A 19,274-nucleotide genomic window follows, 5' to 3' on the forward strand; every position below is an offset into this window, starting at 1 on the left:
TGCACCCGAAAACCCGAACGCCCGAACACCCGAACCACAGGGAGCACCACCTCATGAGCATCGTCGTCACCGGAGCCACCGGGGCCCTCGGCCTCCTCGTCATCGATGAGCTGCTCGCCACGGTCCCCGCGGACCAGGTCGCCGCCGTCGTCCGCAACAAGGAGAAGGCCGCCGCCCTGGCGGCGCGCGGTGTGGAGCTGCGCATCGCCGACTACGACGACCCGGCGAGCCTCAAGGGGGCGTTCCGCCCCGGCGAGCGGGTGCTCCTCATCTCCGGGAGCGAGGTCGGCCGACGCGTCCCGCAGCACACCGCGGTCGTCGAGGCGGCGAAGGCGGCGGGCGTCGCACAGCTCGCGTACACGGGCGTCCTGGGCGGCCCCGGCGCCGACTTCCAGCTGGCCGCCGAGCACAAGGTGACCGAGCAGCTGATCCTGGACTCCGGGCTTCCCTACACCTTCCTGCGCAACGGCTGGTACAACGAGAACTACACCGAGAACCTCGCGCCGGTCCTGGAACACGGCGCTGTCGTCGCCAGCGCGGGCGACGGCCGGGTCGCGTCGGCCGCCCGCGCCGACTACGCGGCGGCCGCCGCTGCCGTTCTGACGTCGGACGGCCACCTGGGCCGGGTCTACGAGCTGAGCGGTGACGTCGCCTGGTCCTTCGCCGAGTACGCCGCCGAGGTCGCCAAGGCCTCCGGCAAGGAGATCGCCTACCGCAACGTCCCGGCGGCCACGCACCAGGAGATCCTGGTCGGCGCCGGCCTCCCGGAGGCGTTCGCGGCCATCCTCGTGGACGTGGACGCCGCCATCGAGCGCGGCCTGCTGGCCGGTACGAGCGGCGACCTGGCCCGGCTGACGGGGCGCCCCACCACGCCGATCGCGGCCTCGGTCGCGGCCGCGCTGGCGTGACACCGCGGAACCGCCGCGAGGATACGGGGCCCCGATGACCGCACCTCCGGCGTGACCGTATGACGGCACGGGCATGACAGCCGGGTCCTCCTCCCGTTACCTTCGAGTCCAGATTCCTCATGCCTTCGACGGGTGCCGGACGATCTCAGGGGAGGGCCCGTGAAGGGCGCCAGCGAGCAGCGGACAGGGTTCCTGAACGGCGCCGCGGCATACGTGCTGTGGGGGCTCGTCCCGATGTTCTGGCCGCTGCTCAAGCCGTCCGGCGCCATGGAGATCCTCGCCCACCGCATGGTGTGGTCCCTGGGTGTCGTCGTGATCGCGCTGCTGGTGATGCGGCGCTGGGCCTGGATCGGCGAGCTGGTCCGCACACCCCGCAGACTGGGCCTCGTGGCCATCGCGGCGGTGGTCATCAGCGTCAACTGGGGCGGCTACATCTGGGCCGTGAACAACGGTCAGGTCGTCGAGGCCTCACTCGGCTACTTCATCAACCCGCTGGTCACCATCGCGATGGGTGTCCTGCTGCTCGGCGAACGGCTGCGCCCCGCCCAGTGGGCCGCCGTCGCCACCGGCGCGGCGGCCGTGCTGGTCCTGACCGTCGGATACGGCAAGCCGCCGTGGATCTCGCTGATGCTGGCCTTCTCCTTCGCGGCGTACGGACTGGTCAAGAAGAAGGTGAATCTCGGCGGACTGGAGTCGCTCGCGGCCGAGACGGCGGTGCAGTTCCTGCCGGCGCTGGCGTATCTGCTGTTCCTCACCACGCGCGGCGAGTCCACTTTCGGCTCCCCGGCCCACGGGGCGCTCCTCGCGTCCACGGGTGTGGTGACCGCGATCCCGCTGATCCTCTTCGGAGCGGCGGCGATCCGCGTGCCGCTCTCGACCATGGGACTTCTCCAGTACCTGGCGCCGGTCTTCCAGTTCGGGCTGGGCGTCCTGTACTTCCACGAGGCGATGCCGCCGGAGCGGTGGGCGGGCTTCGCGCTGGTCTGGCTGGCCCTGACGGTTCTGACCTGGGACGCCCTGCGGAACGCGCACCGGACGCGGGCACGGGCCGCTCAGCTGACGGCCGAGGCACGGGAGCGGGAGCAGACGCAGGAGCCGGGGCAGGCGCAGGGGCCGGGGCAGGCGAGCACGGGCCCCGCAGCCACTGAGCCGACGGCCACCGGGCCCGCCGCCTGACCACCTGGCCATCTGCCCCGGCCGGCCTCCGTGACCGACGGGCCACCTACCTGCCGCCTACCGGCCACGGGCCGAGTCACCCCCGCGTTCCGTTCTCCGCCCTCAGGCGCCCAGCGCTTTCAGGACATGTGCGATCAGCCGGCTGATCTCCTCAGCGTCGTACGGCGACCTGCGCAGGCTGTGCCGGTAGTAGAGCGGACCGTAGAGCAGCTCCACCCCCAGATTCACGTCGGCGTCCTTGGGCAGCACGCCCTGCGCCTGGGCGCTGCGCAGCCGGCCCGTCGCGCCCCTGACCCGCGGATCGATGAACTCTTCCTGCACGGTCCTGGCGAGTTCGTCGTCGTACTGGATCTCAGTGAGGACCCCCGCGTACGCGGGGCCGAGCGGCGGATGCATGAGGAGCCGCACCACTCCGGTCATCTGGGAGTGCAGATCGGCCGCGAGATCACCGGTGTCGGGGAAGGGGCGGGTCCGGATGGCCTCGTGGTCCAGCGCTTCGAGCACCAGAGCGCCCTTCGACGGCCACCAGCGGTAGATCGTCTTCTTGCTCACACCGGCACGGGCGGCGATCGCCTCGATCGTGACGCGGGCGTACCCCCGCTCGATACAGAGCGCGAGGGCGGCCGCGAGAATCGCCTGCTGTGATTTCTCGCTGCGGCGCGCGGGATTGGGCGTGAGGTTCACCGCTTGAGTCTATTCACCGGTCACGACCGGGGACGATACGTAGCGTCTTGACAGCGGAAGGTGGACGTCCGAGAATGCCTGAGGGGAAACGGTACGTGTCGTGTCGAGCCGCGTCGGGGGACGGCTTCTCGGTACGACACGTGCCCTCCCTTTTGTCTTTCTGCCGGAGCCTCATTCCTGCTCCCGTTCAGGCCGCGATGTCCTTCGTGGTGAACCGCGCCCAGGCCGCCGAGCCGAACACCATGGCGTACAGGCCCTGCAGTTCCAGGTTCTTGACGATCTCGTCCCAGTAGACCGGCGCGCGCAGCAGGTCCGCGAAGGACAGCCAGTAATGCGGGAACAGATACGGCTGGAGCGCGTGCAACTGCGGGATCCCGTCCAGGATCTGCACGGTGATCACCAGGCCGACCGTCGTCGCCATCGCGGCGATTCCGCTGCTGGTGAGGGTGGAGACGAACAGGCCGACGGCCGCGACCCCGATGAGCGAGGCGGCGACGACGGCCGAGATCAGCGCGGCCCGGCCGAGACCGTCGGCGAAGGAGATCTGGGTCCCCGAGATCGTCGTGACGTCGCCGAGCGGGAAGAGCAACGCCCCCACCGCCAGCGCGGAGGCCGCCACGACCAGGGTCGCGGCCAGGCAGAAGGCCACGGCGCAGACGAACTTGGCGAGCAGCAGCCGGGTCCGGCCGGCCGGGGCGACCAGCAGATAGCGGAGCGTCCCGGCGCTTGCCTCGCCCGCCACGGAATCCCCCGCGATGACGCCGATCGCCATGGGGAGGAAGACCGGCAGGGTCGCGGCGAGCGCCGCGAAGACCAGGAACAGCCCGTTGTTGGTGATGTCCGTGAGGAAGGCGGGGCCGTTGCCGCTGGGGTCGCGGGCCGTCGAGCCGTGGTCCGACTCCACCTTGACGGCGATGCCGATGAGGGCCGGGACCGCGGCCAGCACGGCGAGCAGGGCGAGGGTGCGCCAACGGCGGAAGGTGGTGGTCAGCTCGGAACGGAAGAGGCCGAGCTGCCACCCCGGACGCACGGCGGCGCGCGCCGCCCCGGGCCCGCCGGACCGCGGGTTGCCACTCTGCGGTTCGCCATCCGCCGGTACGGCCCCCGGCGGCAGCTTCTGCCGGGACGCCTCAGCCTGCGACATCGAAACCCTCTCCGGTGAGTGCGACGAAAGCGTCCTCCAGGGAGGCCCGTTCGAGGCCGAAGGACCTGACCCGGACACCTTCCCGTACAAGAGCCGCGTTGAGGTCCGCCACATCGGTCTCCGCCGGCGGGATGTCACCGGTCACCCGGTCCCCCGCCACGTCCACGCCGGCGACACCCAGCTCCGTGAGCACGCGGGCGGCCTCGGCCGGGTCCGGTGTGCCGACGGCGAGGCGGCCGCGGGTCGCGAGATCGGCGACCCTGCCCTGGGTGAGCAGCGTCCCGCGGGCCATCACGGCCGCGTGGGTGCAGACCTGTTCGATCTCGTCCAGGAGATGGGAGGAGAGGAAGACCGTGGTGCCGTCCTCCGCCAGTTCCCTGACCAGGGTCCTGATCTCCCGCATGCCCTGCGGGTCGAGCCCGTTCGTCGGCTCGTCCAGTACGAGCAGCCCGCGCGGCTGGAGCAGCGCGGAGGCGAGGCCGAGCCGCTGTTTCATGCCCAGCGAGTACGCCTTGGCCTTCTTGGCAGCCGCGTGGGCGAGCCCGACCCGTTCGAGGGCCGCGTCGACGCGGGCACGCCGGGTGCGGGGGTCGGCCTGCGGGTCGGCGGAGTCGTAGCGCAGCAGATTGTCGCGGCCGGAGAGGAACCCGTACAGCGCGGGGCCCTCGATGAGCGCGCCGACGCCCGGCAGCACGCTGCGGGCGGCGCGCGGCATCGGCTGCCCCAGCAGGCTCGCGGTGCCGGAGGTCGGGGCGATGAGGCCGAGGAGCATCCGGATGGTGGTGGTCTTGCCCGAGCCGTTGGGCCCCAGGAAGCCGAAGACGCTGCCGCGCGGGACGGTGAGGTCCAGGCGGTTCACCGCGAGTTGGCCGCCTCGGAAGCGTTTGGTGAGGGCATGGGTTTCGATGACGGCTTCAGGCATGGCGATGGTCCCGTCGTTCGGCGCACCGTGCGGTCCAGGCTAACGGGGCGTGGGCCGCACGGTGCGCGTCGCCCTCCGGGGGGGGAGGCAGGCGGGACCTGACGCAGGCCGTCCGGAACAGCCGGGGCAGGGGCCGCCCCGGACACCCGCCCCGGACACCGGGCGGGTCCGGAACGGGACAGCCGGGCGGGCGGGCCGGCCCCGGAAAGGCCGACGGGTCCGGCCGGCCCCCTGGGAGCCTGCCGGACCCGCCACCGTGCCTACTTGGCCGCGTCGGCCGCCTTGACCAGTGCGCCCTTGTCGACCGTGCCGACGAAGACCTTTCCGTCGTCCGTCATCAGCGCGTTCACCAGCCGGGTGTGGAACACGGTGCCCGAGCCGAACGAGCCCGTCACCCTGTCCCCCAGCGAGCTGAGGAACTTCTGCGCGTCCACCGGGGCGCCGCTCTTCTGCGCGGAGCCGCCCAGCGCGCCGATGCCCTTGCCGCTGCCGGTGTCGATCCTGGCCACCGACGTCCAGCCCTTGCCGATGATGTTCAGGCCCTTGAAGTCCTCCGGCGCCGCGGACTTCAGGTCCTTCGGGGTGCCCTTGGGAGCGCCCTTCGGAGCCGTGTGCGTACCGGCCTTCGGGGCGGCGCCCTCCGTCACCTTCGCGCCCTTCGGCGGAGTGAACGAGAAGGTGGAGGCCGCGGGCTTCCCGAAGTCGACCTTGGTGAAGCCCACGTCGATGGCCGCCTTGCCGCCGCTGCTCGGTGTGAGCGTGAACTTCAGCGGGGTGCCGGTCTTCGAATCCACCGCGACCCGGACCGAACCGATCGTGGAACCGGACTGCTTCGGCTTGATGAGCAGCTGGTACGCGTCGCGGCCCGCCACCTGCGCCGTGCCGTCGACACTCACCGAGGTCGTCGGCCCGACGGCCTTCAGCGCCTGGGCGGCGAAGTCCTTCGGGGTGGCCGGGAGCTTGTCGGCGCGGTCCTTGCGGCCGTCCGCGTGGCCCTTGCCGCCCTCCGCCGAGGCACCGGTCTGCGAGTGGTAGACCTGGTTCGACGTGCTGTCGTACGCCCAGACCTGGCGGTCGTTGCGGATCAGGCTGTACTCGGCGGCGCTGTCCAGGATGGACACCCGCTGCTTGGCGGGACCGTCGGCGGCCACCCGCAGGGTGTGCGTGCCCGAGGCCAGTTCCATCAGCTTGGAGTCGGGCGACGCGCTCGACCCGCCCTTGCCGCCACCGCTCAGCGCGCCCCCGCCGAAGGAACCGGCAAGGCCGCCCAGTGACGGGATGCCCAGGTCCGAGCTGACCTTCACCGTGCCGGACAGCTGCTGGGTGTCCGATGCGGCCATCTTCTCGATGAGCTGCTGCGCCGAGATCTTCGGCAGGCTGGGGTCGCCCGAGCTGGCGAGCGCCGGGACGAGACCGATCGTCACCGCCGCCACCCCCGCTACTCCGACCGGGACGAGATAACGCGCCGCCTTCCGGCGGCCCGCGGGGGAATTCCCGGCCTCTCCGGTGCCCTGTGCACTGTCGTTCGGTGCCATGTGTGCCCTACCTCCGTGATCGGCGGCGATCCGTACGGTTGCGCTCGTCCACCCCGCGCCGCCATTCTCACCCGAATTGGTGGGGTGTGGTGCAGTCCATCTCACCAAATTCCCGGGACGTACGCGTCAGCCCCCGGGAGCAACTCCGCCTAGTGCTGCGGTATGACAGGCGGCGCCCGCCGCTCGTCCCGCCCCGTAGGGGAAGCGGCCGGGCGGGAAGGCCCACCCGTCCGAAGGAACCGCCAGGCGCGACCGGCCCAACGGGCGGGCCGGGCTTGGGCGTCCGCCGTGACCGGCCGCCCGACAGGGGCGGTCCGTTCCCCGCCCTCTCCCGGCCCGTCCCGGACGCGGTCAGGACCGGCCCAGCAGAAGGACCCGTCCGCAGATACGCGGCACGGGTCCCGGCAAGCAGACAGACAGGAAGGAAGGAAGACAGGCAGCCCGTCTCACCCGACGCGGTGCACCACCGCGCCGCACAGCTCCTCAAGGGCGGTCTTCGCGAAGCACTCCGGCAGTGGCGCCAGGGTGGCCCGCGCCTCCTCCGCGTACCGCACGGTGTCCTGGCGGACCTGCTCCAGGGCCGGGTGCGCCCGCATGAGCCGCAGCGCCTCGGCGTGCCGGTCGTCGTCCGTGAGGTCGCCCGACAGCAGCTCGACCAGGGCGAGGTCGTCCGGACGGCCGTGCTCGGCGGCCTGGGCGCGCAGCCGCAGCACCGGCAGCGTGGGGATGCCCTCACGCAGGTCCGTACCGGGCGTCTTGCCGGACTCGTGGCTGTCGCTCGCGATGTCCAGTACGTCGTCGGCGAGCTGGAACGCGGTGCCGAGCCGCTCACCGTACTGCGTCAGGATGTTCACGACGCTCTCGTCGGCGCCGGACATCATCGCGCCGAACCGTCCGGAGACGGCGATCAGGGAGCCCGTCTTGCCCGCGATGACGTCGAGGTAGTGGCTGACCGGGTCGCGGCCGTCGCGCGGGCCCGCGGTCTCCAGGATCTGGCCGGTGACGAGGCGTTCGAACGCCTCGGCCTGGATACGTACGGCCTCCGGGCCCAGGTCGGCCAGGATGTGCGAAGCGCGCGCGAAGAGGAAGTCGCCGGTCAGGACCGCGACCGAGTTGTCCCAGCGTGCGTTGGCGCTGTCCACTCCCCGGCGTACTTCCGCCTCGTCCATCACGTCGTCGTGGTAAAGCGTCGCCAGGTGGGTCAATTCGACCACTACGGCAGAAGGCACGACTCCGGGTGCATAAGGGTCACCGAACTGGGCAGCGAGCATCACAAGGAGCGGACGAAAGCGCTTACCCCCGGCCCGTACAAGATGCTGCGCGGCCTCCGTGATGAAAGGGACCTCGCTCTTGGTGGCATCGAGCAGTCCGGCCTCGACAGCCGCCAGTCCGGCCTGGACATCGGCCTCAAGTGCCTGGTCCCGCACGTTCAGCCCGAATGGCTCGACGACGGTCACGAGGGGATCTCCTGTCTGCTGACGATCACACGGATTGTCGATGTGTCGCTGTCCGCACTCAAGTCAGCGTATCCGGTCCTCTTTCGATCACCATGAGCGCCTGCCCGCCCACCCCGAGCACATACCGAGCGTGACCGGTATGTTCAAAACACGTCGATTTGAATTGGAGCAGTACCTTTGTCCGGAACAGAGCCGCAGCCAGGGCTGGCCTCACCGTCCCAGCCCCCGCCTGAGCCGGGCGACGACCATTCGTTCTTCGGCCAGCCACGCGGTCTGGCCACCCTGTCGGGCCTGGAGATCTGGGAGCGGTTCTCGTTCCTCGGGATGCAGGCCATCCTCGTCCTGTACTTCACGGCTGCGGTCAACCAGGACGGCCTCGGCATGTCGCCGGGAGCGGCGGCGTCCATCTCCGCCGCGTACGGCACGCTGGTCTATCTGGTCTCGGTGGCGGGCGGCTGGCTGGCCGACCGCATCCTCGGCTCGTACCGCGCGGTCCTCGGCGGCGGCATCCTCATCGCGCTCGGCCACTACTCGATGGCCGTGCCGACGGCCACCATGACCTGGGTCGGCCTGGGGCTCATCTCGCTCGGCACGGGGCTCCTGAAGCCGAACGTCGCCACCCTGGTCGGCAAGCTGTACCGCACCGAGGACCAGCGCCGCGACGCCGGTTTCGCCCTCTACTACATGTGCATCAACATCGGCGCCTTCCTCGGTCCGCTGATCACCGGCTGGCTCGGTGACCACGAGGGCTGGCACTGGGGCTTCTCGGCCGCCGCCGTCGGTATGACGCTGGGTCTGATCCAGTACGTCCTGGGGCGCCGCACCATCGCGGGCCGCACGGACGGCGCCGAGCAGGCGCTGCCGCCCGACGCGATGCGCCGCGCGATCAGGATGATCGTCGGCGGGGCGCTGGCGGTCGCCGTGATCGCGGTGGTTCTCGGGCTCTCCGGCTGGCTGACGCTGGACCGCACCGTGGACGCGCTGACCATCATCTCGGTGATCGCGCCGATCGTCTTCTTCGTCGTGATGTTCCGCAGCCCCCGGGTGACCAGGGCCGAACGGGGCCACCTGCGCCCCTACATCGTGCTGTTCCTCGCCTCGGTGGTCTTCAACTTCATCCTCTTCCAGGCGTACTCGACGATGATCCTGCTCGCGTCGACCAACGCCAGGACGGAGATCTTCGGCTACCACTTCCCGGCCAGCTGGTACGCGTCGGCGCTCGGCGCCTTCGAGGTGGCGCTGGCCCCCGTGGTCGCGGCCGTCTGGGTCCGGATGGGCAAGCACCAGCCGCACGCCTCCAACAAGATCGCGATCGGCACCATCCTCGGCGGTCTCTCCTTCCTGATCATGGTTCCCGCCACATCCGGCCGTACGGGCAGCGACTGGCTGATGTCCGTCTGGTGGATCGTCGGCTCGTACGCGCTGCTGGGGCTCGGCGACATCCTGGTCGAGACCTCCGGCATGTCCGCCACCACCAAGCTCGCCCCCGCCGCCTTCGCCAGCCAGACGATGGCGCTCTGGTTCCTGTCGCTCGCCCTCGCCAACGGCATCCAGGCCCAGATCGTGAAGTTGTACGGCAAGGTCTCCGACCCGGCGTACTTCGGCGTCAACGGCGGCATCGCGGTCGTCGCCGGGCTCGCGGTCGTCGCCGCCGCCCCCTGGCTCAAACGCACTATGCACCCCGTCCACTGAGGAGCGCCTGCCGTGGCTCGAATCCGCACCGAATTCCCGTACGAGACCCGCCGCGAGGACGTCTGGATCCCGCTCCCGGACGGCACGCAGCTGTACGCCAGGATCTGGCGTCCGGTGAACGCGCCCGGGCCGGTCCCCGCCCTGCTCGAATACCTTCCGTACCGGCTGAGCGACTGGACGGCGCCCCGGGACTGGCAGCGGCACCCCTGGTACGCGGGGCACGGATACGCCTCCGTCCGGGTGGACGTGCGCGGCCACGGCAACTCGACCGGGATGCCCGGTGACGAGTACGACGCCCAGGAGCTGGCCGACGGGGTCGCGGTGGTGAACTGGCTGGCCGAGCAGGACTGGTGCACCGGCAAGGTCGGGATGTTCGGCATCTCGTGGGGCGGCTTCAACTCGCTCCAGATCGCGGCCATCGCCCCGGAGCCCCTCAAGGCGATCGTCACGGTCTGCTCGGCCGACGACCGCTACGACAACGACGTCCACTACATGGGCGGCTCGGTGCTCGCCGTCGACATGCACGCCTGGGCGGCCACGATGCTCGCCTTCGTGTCACGGCCGCCGGACCCGGCGCAGGTCGGCTCGGTCTGGCGGGACATGTGGCTGAGCCGTCTTGAGGCCGTGGAGCCGTTCATCCACACCTGGCTCGCCCATCAGACGCGCGACGACTACTGGAAGCACGGCAGCGTCTGCGAGGACTATCCGGCCATCAAGGCGGCCGTCCTGACCGTCGGCGGCTGGCACGACCCGTACCGGGACACGGCCCTGCGGCTCGTCGGGAATCTGGACCCGTCCCGGGTGCGGGGGCTGATCGGGCCGTGGTCGCACCAGTACCCGGACCGCGGGCTGCCGCCAGGACCGGCGATCGGCTTCCTCCAGGAGACCCTGCGCTGGTGGGACCACCATCTGAAGGGCGAGGAGAACGGGGTGATGGACGAGCCGCTGCTGCGCTCGTGGATCAGCGAGTCGCACCCGCCGGCCACGGTCTACCCGGAGCTGGCCGGCCGCTGGGTGGGCGACACGGCCTGGCCGTCCCCGCATGTGACGCCCGTGTCGTACGCGCTCCAGGGCGACCCGATGGAGGTCAGGTCGCCGATGCAGACCGGTCTCGACGCGGGGCGGTTCTTCCCGTTCGGCAACGACTCCGACCTGCCCCCCGACCAGCGGGACGAGGACGCGAAGTCCGTCTGCTTCGAATTCCCCGTCCGCCAGGCCCCCATCGAGATCCTGGGCCGTGCGACCGTGCACCTCTCGGTGCGTTCCGACGTCCCCACGGGACAGGTCGTCGCGCGGCTCTGCGACGTGGCACCGGACGGGGCGTCCACCCTGGTCACCCGGGGCGCGCTCAACTTCTCGGCACGCCACGGCCGGGACCGGTCGGACCCCTGGGAGCCGGGCACCACCGAGTCGCTCACCTTCGAACTGAACGGCGTCGGCCACACCTTCCCGCCGGGCCACCGCATCCGCCTCTCGGTCTCGTCCGCCTACTGGCCGTGGATCTGGCCGCAGCCCGACTCGGCGCACGGCTGGACCCTGGATCCGGCGGCCTCGACCATGGAACTCCCGGTCCGCGCGCACACCGAGGACGACATCACCTTCGAGGAACCGGAGCAGTCGGAGCCGCTGGCCGTGGAGTACCCGGACAATCCTGACGAGCGCCCCGAGCGGCTGGTCGTACGGGATGTGGCCAAGGGCGACTGGCGTCTGGAGGTGGACCCCAGGTACGGCGGCACCCGGATCTACCCGGACGGCCTGGAGTTCAGCGAGGACGCGCTGGAGACGTACACGATCAACGAGGCGGACCCGCTGTCGGCGCACACCCGCTCGGACTGGTCGATCCGGCTGCACCGCCCGGAGACGGGCTGGGACGCCCGGGTGCGCACCCGCTCCGAGATCACCTGCGACGCCCAGGACTTCATCACGTCGAGCGAAGTGGTGTGCCAGGAGGGCGACGAGGTGGTGTTCCGGCGGAGCTGGGAGAAGCGCATTCCGCGCACGGCGGGGTAGGCCGCGGGGCGCGGTGGGGCCGTGCCCGGGTGGCAGTGGGGTCGTGCGGGGGACGGTGGGGGGGGCGGGGCAGCGCGAACGTTTCCTGCTGACGCGGCCTGCCCCGCCCCCGTACCGTGGGTCTGTCCACAGACCTGAAAGCGAGGCAGCACCCCATGCCTGAGCAGAGCCCGCTCGACCTTCCCGAAGGCGATCCCTTCGGCCCGCACAACCTGCCGTACGGAGTCTTCTCCACCCCTGAGGATCCCGACCGGCGCCGGGTGGGCGTGCGGATCGGCGGCCACGTACTGGACGCGGGGGCGGCGGCCATCGCGCTCGGCTCCCCGTACAGCAGGCTGCTCGACCACCCCACGCTCAACCCGCTGCTCGCGGCGGGCCGTACGGCGTGGCGCGACGTGCGGCGCGCGCTGACCGCCTGGGTGACCGTCCCGGCCCACCGGCCGGTCATAGAGCCGCTGCTGCACCCGGTGGCGGACGTCACGATGCACCTTCCGTACGAGGTCGCCGATTACGTCGACTTCTACGCGAGCGAGCACCACGCGACGAACGTCGGCAGCATCTTCCGGCCCGACTCGGCCGCGCTGACGCCCAACTGGAAGCATCTGCCGATCGGTTACCACGGCCGTTCGGGCACGGTCGTGGTGTCGGGCACGGATGTCGTACGTCCGTCGGGGCAGCGGAAGGCGCCGTCGGACCCGGCGCCGGTCTTCGGGCCCTCGGTCAAGCTCGACATCGAGGCGGAGGTCGGCTTCGTCGTCGGCGTCCCGTCCGCGCAGGGCGAATCCGTACCGCTGGTCGGCTACCGGGACCACGTCTTCGGCCTCCAGCTGCTCAACGACTGGTCGGCGCGCGACATCCAGGCCTGGGAGTACGTCCCCCTGGGCCCCTTCCTGGGCAAGTCCTTCGCCACCTCGGTCTCGGCCTGGGTGACACCGCTGGAGGCGCTGGACGCGGCCCGGACCGCGCCGCCCGCCCGTGAACTGCCGCTGCTCCCCTACCTCGACGACGCGACGGCCGAGGAACCGGGCGGCCTGGACCTGCACCTCACGATCGCCATCAACGGCCGGCGGATCTCCGAGCCGCCCTTCGCCGGGATGTACTGGACGGCCGCCCAGATGCTGGCCCATACGACGGTCAACGGCGCCTCGCTCCGTACCGGGGACCTCTTCGGGTCGGGCACCGTCAGCGGGCCGTCGCCCGAACAGTGCGGCTCGCTGCTCGAAATCACCTGGAACGGAACCCGCCCCCTCGAACTCGACGACGGCAAAAGGGCGTTCCTGGAGGACGGCGACGAGGTGACGATGACCGCCTGGGCCCCGGGGCCCGACGGGACACGGGTCGGCCTCGGCGAAGTGACCGGAAGGATCGTGCCCGCGCCATGAGCCAGGAAGAGCCGACGCTCCCCGAGGAACTGCTGCTGCTCGCGCTGGACCCGAGCCGGGGCAAACCGTTCTGCCGGAACCGCTATCTGGAGTTCGGCATGGCCGGTGCGGCCCTGGCCGAACTGGAGCTGCGGGGGCGGATCTCCGAGTCGCGCGGGAAGGTGACGGTGGATCAGCCGCTGCTGCCGGGCGATCCGGTCCTCGCGCAGGTACTGGATCTGCTGCCCGCCCCGGAGAAGAAGAGGGGTGCCGGGGGCGTCGGCTCCCCTCACTGGGTCCGCCGGACCGGCCGCACGGTGGAGGGCCTGTACCTGGACCACCTGGTGGACGAGGACGTACTGACCCGTGAGACGCGGCGCTTCGCGGGGCTGCTGCCGTACCACCGCCATCCGGCGGGCCCGCGGAACTGGTCGGCGCAGGCCCGCGAGCGCTTCGTCACGGCGGAGGCGGCCGGCTTCCCGGACCCGCGCGGCCGCGCCCTGGCCGCGCTCGTCTCGGCGATCGGCCTGTCCCGGTTCGTCGCCCGGGACGGCGGGAGGTCCCGTTCGGCGATGCGGCAGCTGGTACGCGAGGAGTGGACGGCACACGCGGTGCACCGCGCCGTCCAACGCGACCGGGCGAGCCGGAGCGGCGGCGGAGGGTGAGCGCCGGGCTCGCCCGCCTCCTCCGTAACCCCTGACGCCGGAGCTCAGGCCCCGCCCTACGCCTCCGGGTCGTCGGGGTAGTCCGCGAAGTCCGGCTCGTCCCAGGCGCCCGGGTCGTCCGGGTCGCCCTGCGCGGGCACCCGGGCCGGGGCCGAGGGGCCGGGCCCACCGGGCTGGGCCGCCGCACCGGCCTGCTCCGGTGCCCTACCGGCCTGCTCCGGTGCGGTGCCACCCGGCTCCGGTGCGGTGCCGCCCGCACCGGCCGACTCGCCCAGCACCCCGAGCACGCCCTCCCCGTACGTCGCGAGCTTCTTCTCGCCGAGGCCGCCGATTCCGCCGAGCTCACCGAGCGTGGCGGGCCGCACCGTGGCGATCTCCCGCAGCGTCGCGTCGTGGAAGATCACATACGCCGGGACACCCTGCTCCTTGGCCTGTTTGCCGCGCCAGGTCCGCAGCGCCTCGAAGACCGGCACCGCGTCGGCGGGCAGATCGGCCGCCGCCGCTGCCGCCCTGGCCTTCTTCTCGCCCTTGGCCGCCCGCGCCACCACGGCCTTCTCCGGCTCCTTGCGCAGCCGGACCTCGGTCTCCGCCGAGAGCACGGACCCACTGGTCCCGGTCAGCACCAGCGTGCCGTACTCCCCCTCCACGGCCAGCAGCCCCTGGGCCAGCAACTGCCGCACCACGCCGCGCCACTGGGCCTCCGGCAGGTCCTCACCGATACCGAAGACGGAGAGCTGGTCGTGGTCGAACTGGATGACCTTGGCCGTCCTGCGGCCGAGCAGGATGTCGATGATCTGGCCGGCGCCGAACTTCTGCCTGCGCTCCCGCTCCAGCCGCACGACCGTCGACAGCACCTTCTGTGCGGCCACCGTGCCGTTCCAGGTCTCCGGCGGGCTGAGGCAGGTGTCGCAGTTCCCGCAGGCGGGCGTCACCGCCTCCTGGCCGAAGTACTGGAGCAGTTGGGCGCGGCGGCAGTCGGCCGTCTCGCAGAGCGCCAGCATCGCGTCGAGATGGGCCGCGGCCCGGCGGCGGAACGCCTCGCCGCCCTCACCGCTCTGGATCATCTTGCGCTGCTGCACGACGTCCTGGAGCCCGTACGTCATCCACGCCGTGGACGGCAGGCCGTCCCGCCCGGCGCGCCCGGTCTCCTGGTAGTACCCCTCCACCGACTTGGGCAGGTCGAGGTGGGCGACGAACCGGACGTCGGGCTTGTCGATGCCCATCCCGAAGGCGATCGTCGCGACGACCACGAGGCCGTCCTCGCGCAGGAAGCGCGACTGGTGGACCGCGCGGGTGCCCGCGTCGAGCCCCGCGTGGTACGGCACGGCCTCGACGCCGTTCTTGCAGAGGTACTCGGCGGTCCGCTCGACGGAGGCCCGGGAGAGGCAGTAGACGATTCCGGCGTCCCCCGCGTGCTCCTCCTTGAGGAAGGCGAGCAGCTGCTTCTTGGGGTCGTTCTTGGGGACGATCCGGTACTGGATGTTGGGCCGGTCGAAGCCCGCCACGAAGTGCCGCGCGTCCGGCATGCCGAGCCGCTCGGTGATCTCCTGGTGCGTGGCGCGGGTGGCGGTGGCCGTCAGGGCGATGCGCGGGACGTCCGGCCAGCGCTCGCCGAGCAGCGAGAGCGCCAGGTAGTCGGGGCGGAAGTCGTGTCCCCAGCTGGCGACGCAGTGCGCTTCGTCGATCGCGAACACGGAGATCTTCGCCCGGCTCAGCAGGCCGAGGGTGGCCTCGACCCGCAGCCGCTCGGGCGCCAGGTAGAGCAGGTCCAGCTCGCCGGCGAGCAGCTCGGCCTCGACGGTGCGGCGCTCGTCGAAGTCCTGCGTGGAGTTCATGAAGCCCGCGCGCACCCCGAGGGCGCGCAGCGCGTCCACCTGGTCCTGCATCAGTGCGATCAGCGGGGAGATCACCACGCCCGTACCTGGTCTGACCAGGGCGGGAATCTGGTAGCAGAGAGACTTTCCGCCACCGGTCGGCATCAGCACGACGGCGTCCCCGCCGTCCACCACCTGCCCGATGATCTCTTCCTGCTCGCCACGGAAGGCGTCGTAGCCGAAGACCCGGTGCAGGGTGCTGAGCGCCTCGCTCTCCGCGCCCTGCGCGTGCGTGGTCCGCTCTGCCTGCTCCGTACGCTCGGCCACTGCCTCGCCACTCCCCTTCATCGTTCCGCCCCGCGTTCCATCGTTCCGTCCCCCGTCGTGCCGGTCCCTCGCCCGCTCCTGCCGGTCACTCCTGTCCGGTCCCTGCTACCGGTCACTCCTGCCACGATAGGGTCCCGCACCGACATCCCCGGACACAGCGGTGCATCGCGGAGTGCGCACGCGTCGGCCCGCGCCCTTGGTTCACGCAGGGGCGACCACGAAAGCCCAGGTCAGCCGCGCACGAAAGCCGTCGGGCGGGCCGGAGGCGCCCGGCCCGCCCGACGGCGGAGATCGTGTGCGGAAACCCGGCTACCGCGCGAAGGATCCCGCCTGGCCGGCCAGGTCCAGGAAGTACTGCGGGGCGAGCCCCAGCACCAGCGTGACCGCGACCCCCACGGCGATCGTCGTCATCGTCAGCGGCGACGGCACGGCGACCGTCGGGCCGTCCGCCTTCGGCTCGCTGAAGAACATCAGCACGATGACCCGGATGTAGAAGAACGCGGCGATGGCGGACGAGATCACACCGACCACGACCAGACCGCCGGCCCCGCCGTCGGCCGCTGCCTTGAACACGGCGAACTTCCCGCTGAATCCGCTGGTCAGCGGGATGCCCGCGAAGGCCAGCAGGAAGACGGCGAAGACCGCGGCCACCAGCGGTGAACGCCGCCCGAGACCCGCCCACTTGGAGAGGTGCGTGGCCTCGCCGCCCGCGTCCCGTACCAGGGTGACCACGGCGAAGGCGCCGATCGTCACGAACGAGTACGTCACCAGGTAGAAGAGGACCGAGCTGATGCCCTCCGGGGTGGTGGCGATGACACCGGCCAGGATGAACCCGGCGTGCGCGATGGACGAGTAGGCCAGCATCCGCTTGATGTCGGTCTGCGTGATCGCGACGATCGCACCGCCGAGCATCGTGATGATCGCGACGGCCCACATCACGGGCCGCCAGTCCCAGCGCAGTCCGGGCAGCACCACGTACAGCAGTCGCAGCAGCGCGCCGAACGCGGCGACCTTGGTGGCCGCCGCCATGAAGCCGGTGACCGGGGTCGGTGCGCCCTGGTAGACGTCCGGGGTCCACATGTGGAACGGCACGGCGCCGACCTTGAAGAGCAGCCCGAGCAGGATCATCGCGCCGCCGATGAGCAGCAGCGCGTCGTTGCCCATGGTGTCGGCGAGCGCCGGGTCGACGTTCTGCACGGTGCCGTCGACCACGTCGGCGATCCGGGCGTACGAGACGGAGCCCGCGTAGCCGTAGAGCAGGGCGATCCCGAAGAGCAGGAAGGCCGAGGAGAACGCCCCGAGCAGGAAGTACTTCACGGCCGCTTCCTGCGACATCAGCCGCTTGCGGCGGGCGACGGCGCACAGCAGGTAGAGCGGCAGCGAGAAGACCTCCAGTGCCACGAAGAGCGTCAGCAGATCGTTGGCCGCGGGGAAGACGAGCATGCCGCCGATCGCGAACAGCGCGAGCGGGAAGACCTCGGTGGTGGTGAACCCGGCCTTGACCGCTTCCTGTTCGCCCTCGCTGCCCGGCACGGCCGCGGCCTGTGCGGCGAAGGAGTCCGTGCGGTTGCCGTGCACCTCCGGGTCGAGCCTGCGCTCGGCGAAGGTGAAGATCGCCACGAGCGAGGCGAGCAGGATGGTGCCCTGCAGGAAGAGCGCCGGTCCGTCGACCGCGACGGCGCCCATCGCCGCGATGTGCGCCTTGGTCGAGCCGTATCCGCCCGCCGCCAGCGCGACGACCGTCGCGAAGGAGGAGACGATCGCCACCACGGCGAGGAACACCTGGGTGTAGTAGCGGCCCCGGCGCGGCACGAAGGCCTCGACGAGGACGCCCAGCATGGCCGCACCGAGAATGATCAGCACGGGTGAGAGCTGCGCGTACTCGATGTGCGGGGTCGGGATCTTGCCGATGGGGCCCGCCGCCCCCATGGTCCACAGACTGTGGACAGCTGTTGCGCTCACTTCGCGGCCTCCACTGTGGGCACGGTGGGCTGGGGGTCCTTCTTCTGGACGTCGGACATGGTGTGCTTCACGGCCGGGTCGACGATCTCCGTCAGCGGCTTCGGATAGACGCCGAGGAAGACCAGCAGCGCGATCAGCGGCAGCACGACGACCAGTTCACGGACCTTGAGGTCCGCCATGCCCTGCACCGTCGCCCTTACCGGGCCGGTCATCGTGCGCTGGTAGAGGACCAGGACGTAGAGCGCGGCCAGCACGATGCCGACGGTCGCGACGATCCCGGCGGCCGGGTACGCGCTGAACGTGCCGACCAGGACCAGGAATTCACTGACGAACGGCGAAAGGCCGGGCAGCGAGAGGGTGGCGAGACCGCCGATCAGGAAGGTCCCGGCCAGGACCGGGGCCACCTTCTGCACCCCGCCGTAGTCGGCGATGAGCCGCGAGCCGCGCCGCGAGATCAGGAACCCGGCCACCAGCATCAGGGCGGCCGTCGAGATCCCGTGGTTGACCATGTAGAGCGTCGCGCCCGACTGGCCCTGGCTGGTCATCGCGAAGATGCCCAGGATGATGAAGCCGAAGTGCGAGACCGAGGCGTACGCGATGAGCCGCTTGATGTCGCGCTGGCCGACCGCGACCAGCGCGCCGTAGACGATGCTGATCAGCGCGAGCACCAGGATCACCGGGGTGGCCCACTTGCTGGCCTCCGGGAAGAGCTGGAGGCAGAAGCGCAGCATCGCGAACGTGCCGACCTTGTCGACCACTGCGGTGATCAGCACGGCGACCGGGGCGGTCGCCTCGCCCATGGCGTTGGGCAGCCAGGTGTGCAGCGGCCAGAGCGGCGCCTTCACCGCGAAGGCGAAGAAGAAGCCGAGGAAGAGCCAGCGCTCGGTGCCGGTCGCCATGTGCAGCGAGCCGTTGGCGCGCGCGGTGGCGATCTCCTGGAGCGAGAAGTTCCCCGCGACCACGTACAGGCCGATGACCGCGGCCAGCATGAGGAGGCCGCCGACCAGGTTGTAGAGGAGGAACTTGACCGCCGCGTACGAGCGTTGGGTCGCCGCCGCCTCGTCGCCCCCGGCGTGCGCCCGGTCCCCGAAGCCGCCGATGAGGAAGTACATCGGGATGAGCATGGCTTCGAAGAGGATGTAGAAGAGGAAGACGTCGGTGGCCTCGAAGGAGAGGATCACCATCGCCTCGACGGCCAGGATCAGGGCGAAGAAGCCCTGCGTCGGGCGCCATCGATAGGGCCGGGTCTCATTGGGGCCTCCGCTGCTCGAACGGAGTTGAGAGCTTGGGGAAGGATCGGCGTCGTGCCAGCCGGCCAGGATCACGAACGGGATGAGCAGGGCGGTCAGGGCGAGCATCACGAGCCCGATGCCGTCCACCCCCAGCTCGTACCGCACGCCGAAGTCCTTGATCCAGGCGTGCGATTCGGTGAGCTGGTAGCGGGCACCGCCGGGGTCGAACCGGACGAGCTGGACGGCGCCCAGGGCGAGCGTGCCGAGCGAGAAGAGCAGCGCGAGCCACTTCGCCGCGGTGCGCCGCGCGGCCGGGACCGCCGCGGTGGCGATCGCACCGACGGCCGGGAGCGCGGCGGTCGCCGTCAGGAGGGGAAAGGACATG

The 19,274-nt window shown here is 71.1% G+C and carries 14 protein-coding genes; 6 read left to right on the top strand and 8 right to left on the bottom strand.

Annotated elements, in window-relative coordinates:
* The first annotated feature begins 53 nt into the window (after window positions 1–53).
* Both OG285_RS13335 and rarD read left to right on the top strand, forming a co-directional pair.
* Window positions 54–908 (top strand): SDR family oxidoreductase, encoded by an 855-nt coding sequence (locus OG285_RS13335; protein ID WP_356828921.1) that lies wholly within the window; start codon window positions 54–56, stop codon window positions 906–908.
* A 159-nt stretch (window positions 909–1,067) separates the two neighbouring features.
* Window positions 1,068–2,084: an EamA family transporter RarD gene (rarD, locus tag OG285_RS13340; protein WP_371791046.1), complete on the top strand. Its 1,017-nt coding sequence runs from the start codon at window positions 1,068–1,070 to the stop codon at window positions 2,082–2,084.
* A 102-nt stretch (window positions 2,085–2,186) separates the two neighbouring features.
* Here rarD and OG285_RS13345 read toward each other — a convergent pair whose 3' ends face one another.
* The 5 genes from OG285_RS13345 to OG285_RS13365 form a co-directional block, all read right to left on the bottom strand.
* Entirely contained in the window at window positions 2,187–2,768 is a 582-nt protein-coding gene (locus OG285_RS13345; protein WP_371791047.1) for a TetR/AcrR family transcriptional regulator, read from the bottom strand.
* 187 nt (window positions 2,769–2,955) lie between these two features.
* Window positions 2,956–3,912, bottom strand: coding sequence for an ABC transporter permease (locus OG285_RS13350; RefSeq protein WP_371791048.1), 957 nt, complete (start codon window positions 3,910–3,912; stop codon window positions 2,956–2,958).
* Complete coding sequence (locus OG285_RS13355) at window positions 3,899–4,834, bottom strand: ATP-binding cassette domain-containing protein (RefSeq protein WP_371791049.1); 936 nt, start codon at window positions 4,832–4,834, stop codon at window positions 3,899–3,901. Before OG285_RS13355 ends, OG285_RS13350 begins: the two co-directional genes overlap by 14 nt.
* Window positions 4,835–5,094: 260 nt before the next feature.
* Entirely contained in the window at window positions 5,095–6,369 is a 1,275-nt protein-coding gene (locus OG285_RS13360; RefSeq protein ID WP_356828931.1) for a DUF2092 domain-containing protein, read from the bottom strand.
* A gap of 446 nt (window positions 6,370–6,815) precedes the next feature.
* On the bottom strand, window positions 6,816–7,826 hold the full coding sequence (locus OG285_RS13365; RefSeq protein WP_356828933.1) for a polyprenyl synthetase family protein: 1,011 nt from the start codon (window positions 7,824–7,826) through the stop codon (window positions 6,816–6,818).
* 177 nt (window positions 7,827–8,003) lie between these two features.
* On the opposite strand from OG285_RS13365, the gene OG285_RS13370 reads away from it, so the two are divergent.
* The 4 genes from OG285_RS13370 (at window position 8,004) to OG285_RS13385 (ending at window position 13,554) form a co-directional block, all read left to right on the top strand.
* Entirely contained in the window at window positions 8,004–9,518 is a 1,515-nt protein-coding gene (locus OG285_RS13370; protein WP_356828935.1) for an oligopeptide:H+ symporter, read from the top strand.
* A gap of 12 nt (window positions 9,519–9,530) precedes the next feature.
* The gene (locus tag OG285_RS13375; RefSeq protein WP_356828937.1) at window positions 9,531–11,528 is read left to right on the top strand and encodes a CocE/NonD family hydrolase; all 1,998 of its coding nucleotides are present in this window, start codon (window positions 9,531–9,533) and stop codon (window positions 11,526–11,528) included.
* A 155-nt stretch (window positions 11,529–11,683) separates the two neighbouring features.
* Window positions 11,684–12,910, top strand: a complete 1,227-nt coding sequence (gene fahA, locus OG285_RS13380; RefSeq protein ID WP_371791050.1) for a fumarylacetoacetase — start codon at window positions 11,684–11,686, stop codon at window positions 12,908–12,910.
* Window positions 12,907–13,554, top strand: coding sequence for a GPP34 family phosphoprotein (locus OG285_RS13385; protein ID WP_371791051.1), 648 nt, complete (start codon window positions 12,907–12,909; stop codon window positions 13,552–13,554). The genes fahA and OG285_RS13385 overlap by 4 nt, the downstream gene beginning before the upstream one ends.
* A 56-nt stretch (window positions 13,555–13,610) precedes the next feature.
* Here OG285_RS13385 and recQ read toward each other — a convergent pair whose 3' ends face one another.
* The 3 genes from recQ to OG285_RS13400 all read right to left on the bottom strand — a co-directional run bounded on the left by recQ (window position 13,611) and on the right by OG285_RS13400 (window position 19,273).
* The gene (gene recQ, locus OG285_RS13390; protein WP_371791052.1) at window positions 13,611–15,716 is read right to left on the bottom strand and encodes a DNA helicase RecQ; all 2,106 of its coding nucleotides are present in this window, start codon (window positions 15,714–15,716) and stop codon (window positions 13,611–13,613) included.
* Window positions 15,717–16,004: 288 nt separating this feature from the next.
* Window positions 16,005–17,657 carry an NADH-quinone oxidoreductase subunit NuoN gene (nuoN, locus tag OG285_RS13395; RefSeq protein ID WP_371791053.1) on the bottom strand — a complete coding sequence of 551 codons (1,653 nt, stop codon included), beginning with the start codon at window positions 17,655–17,657 and terminating at the stop codon, window positions 16,005–16,007.
* Complete coding sequence (locus tag OG285_RS13400; RefSeq protein ID WP_356828945.1) at window positions 17,654–19,273, bottom strand: NADH-quinone oxidoreductase subunit M; 1,620 nt, start codon at window positions 19,271–19,273, stop codon at window positions 17,654–17,656. Before OG285_RS13400 ends, nuoN begins: the two co-directional genes overlap by 4 nt.
* Window position 19,274: the final 1 nt, after the last annotated feature.

The organism is Streptomyces sp. NBC_01471 (assembly GCF_041438865.1).
In the GTDB taxonomy this organism is placed as follows: domain Bacteria; phylum Actinomycetota; class Actinomycetes; order Streptomycetales; family Streptomycetaceae; genus Streptomyces.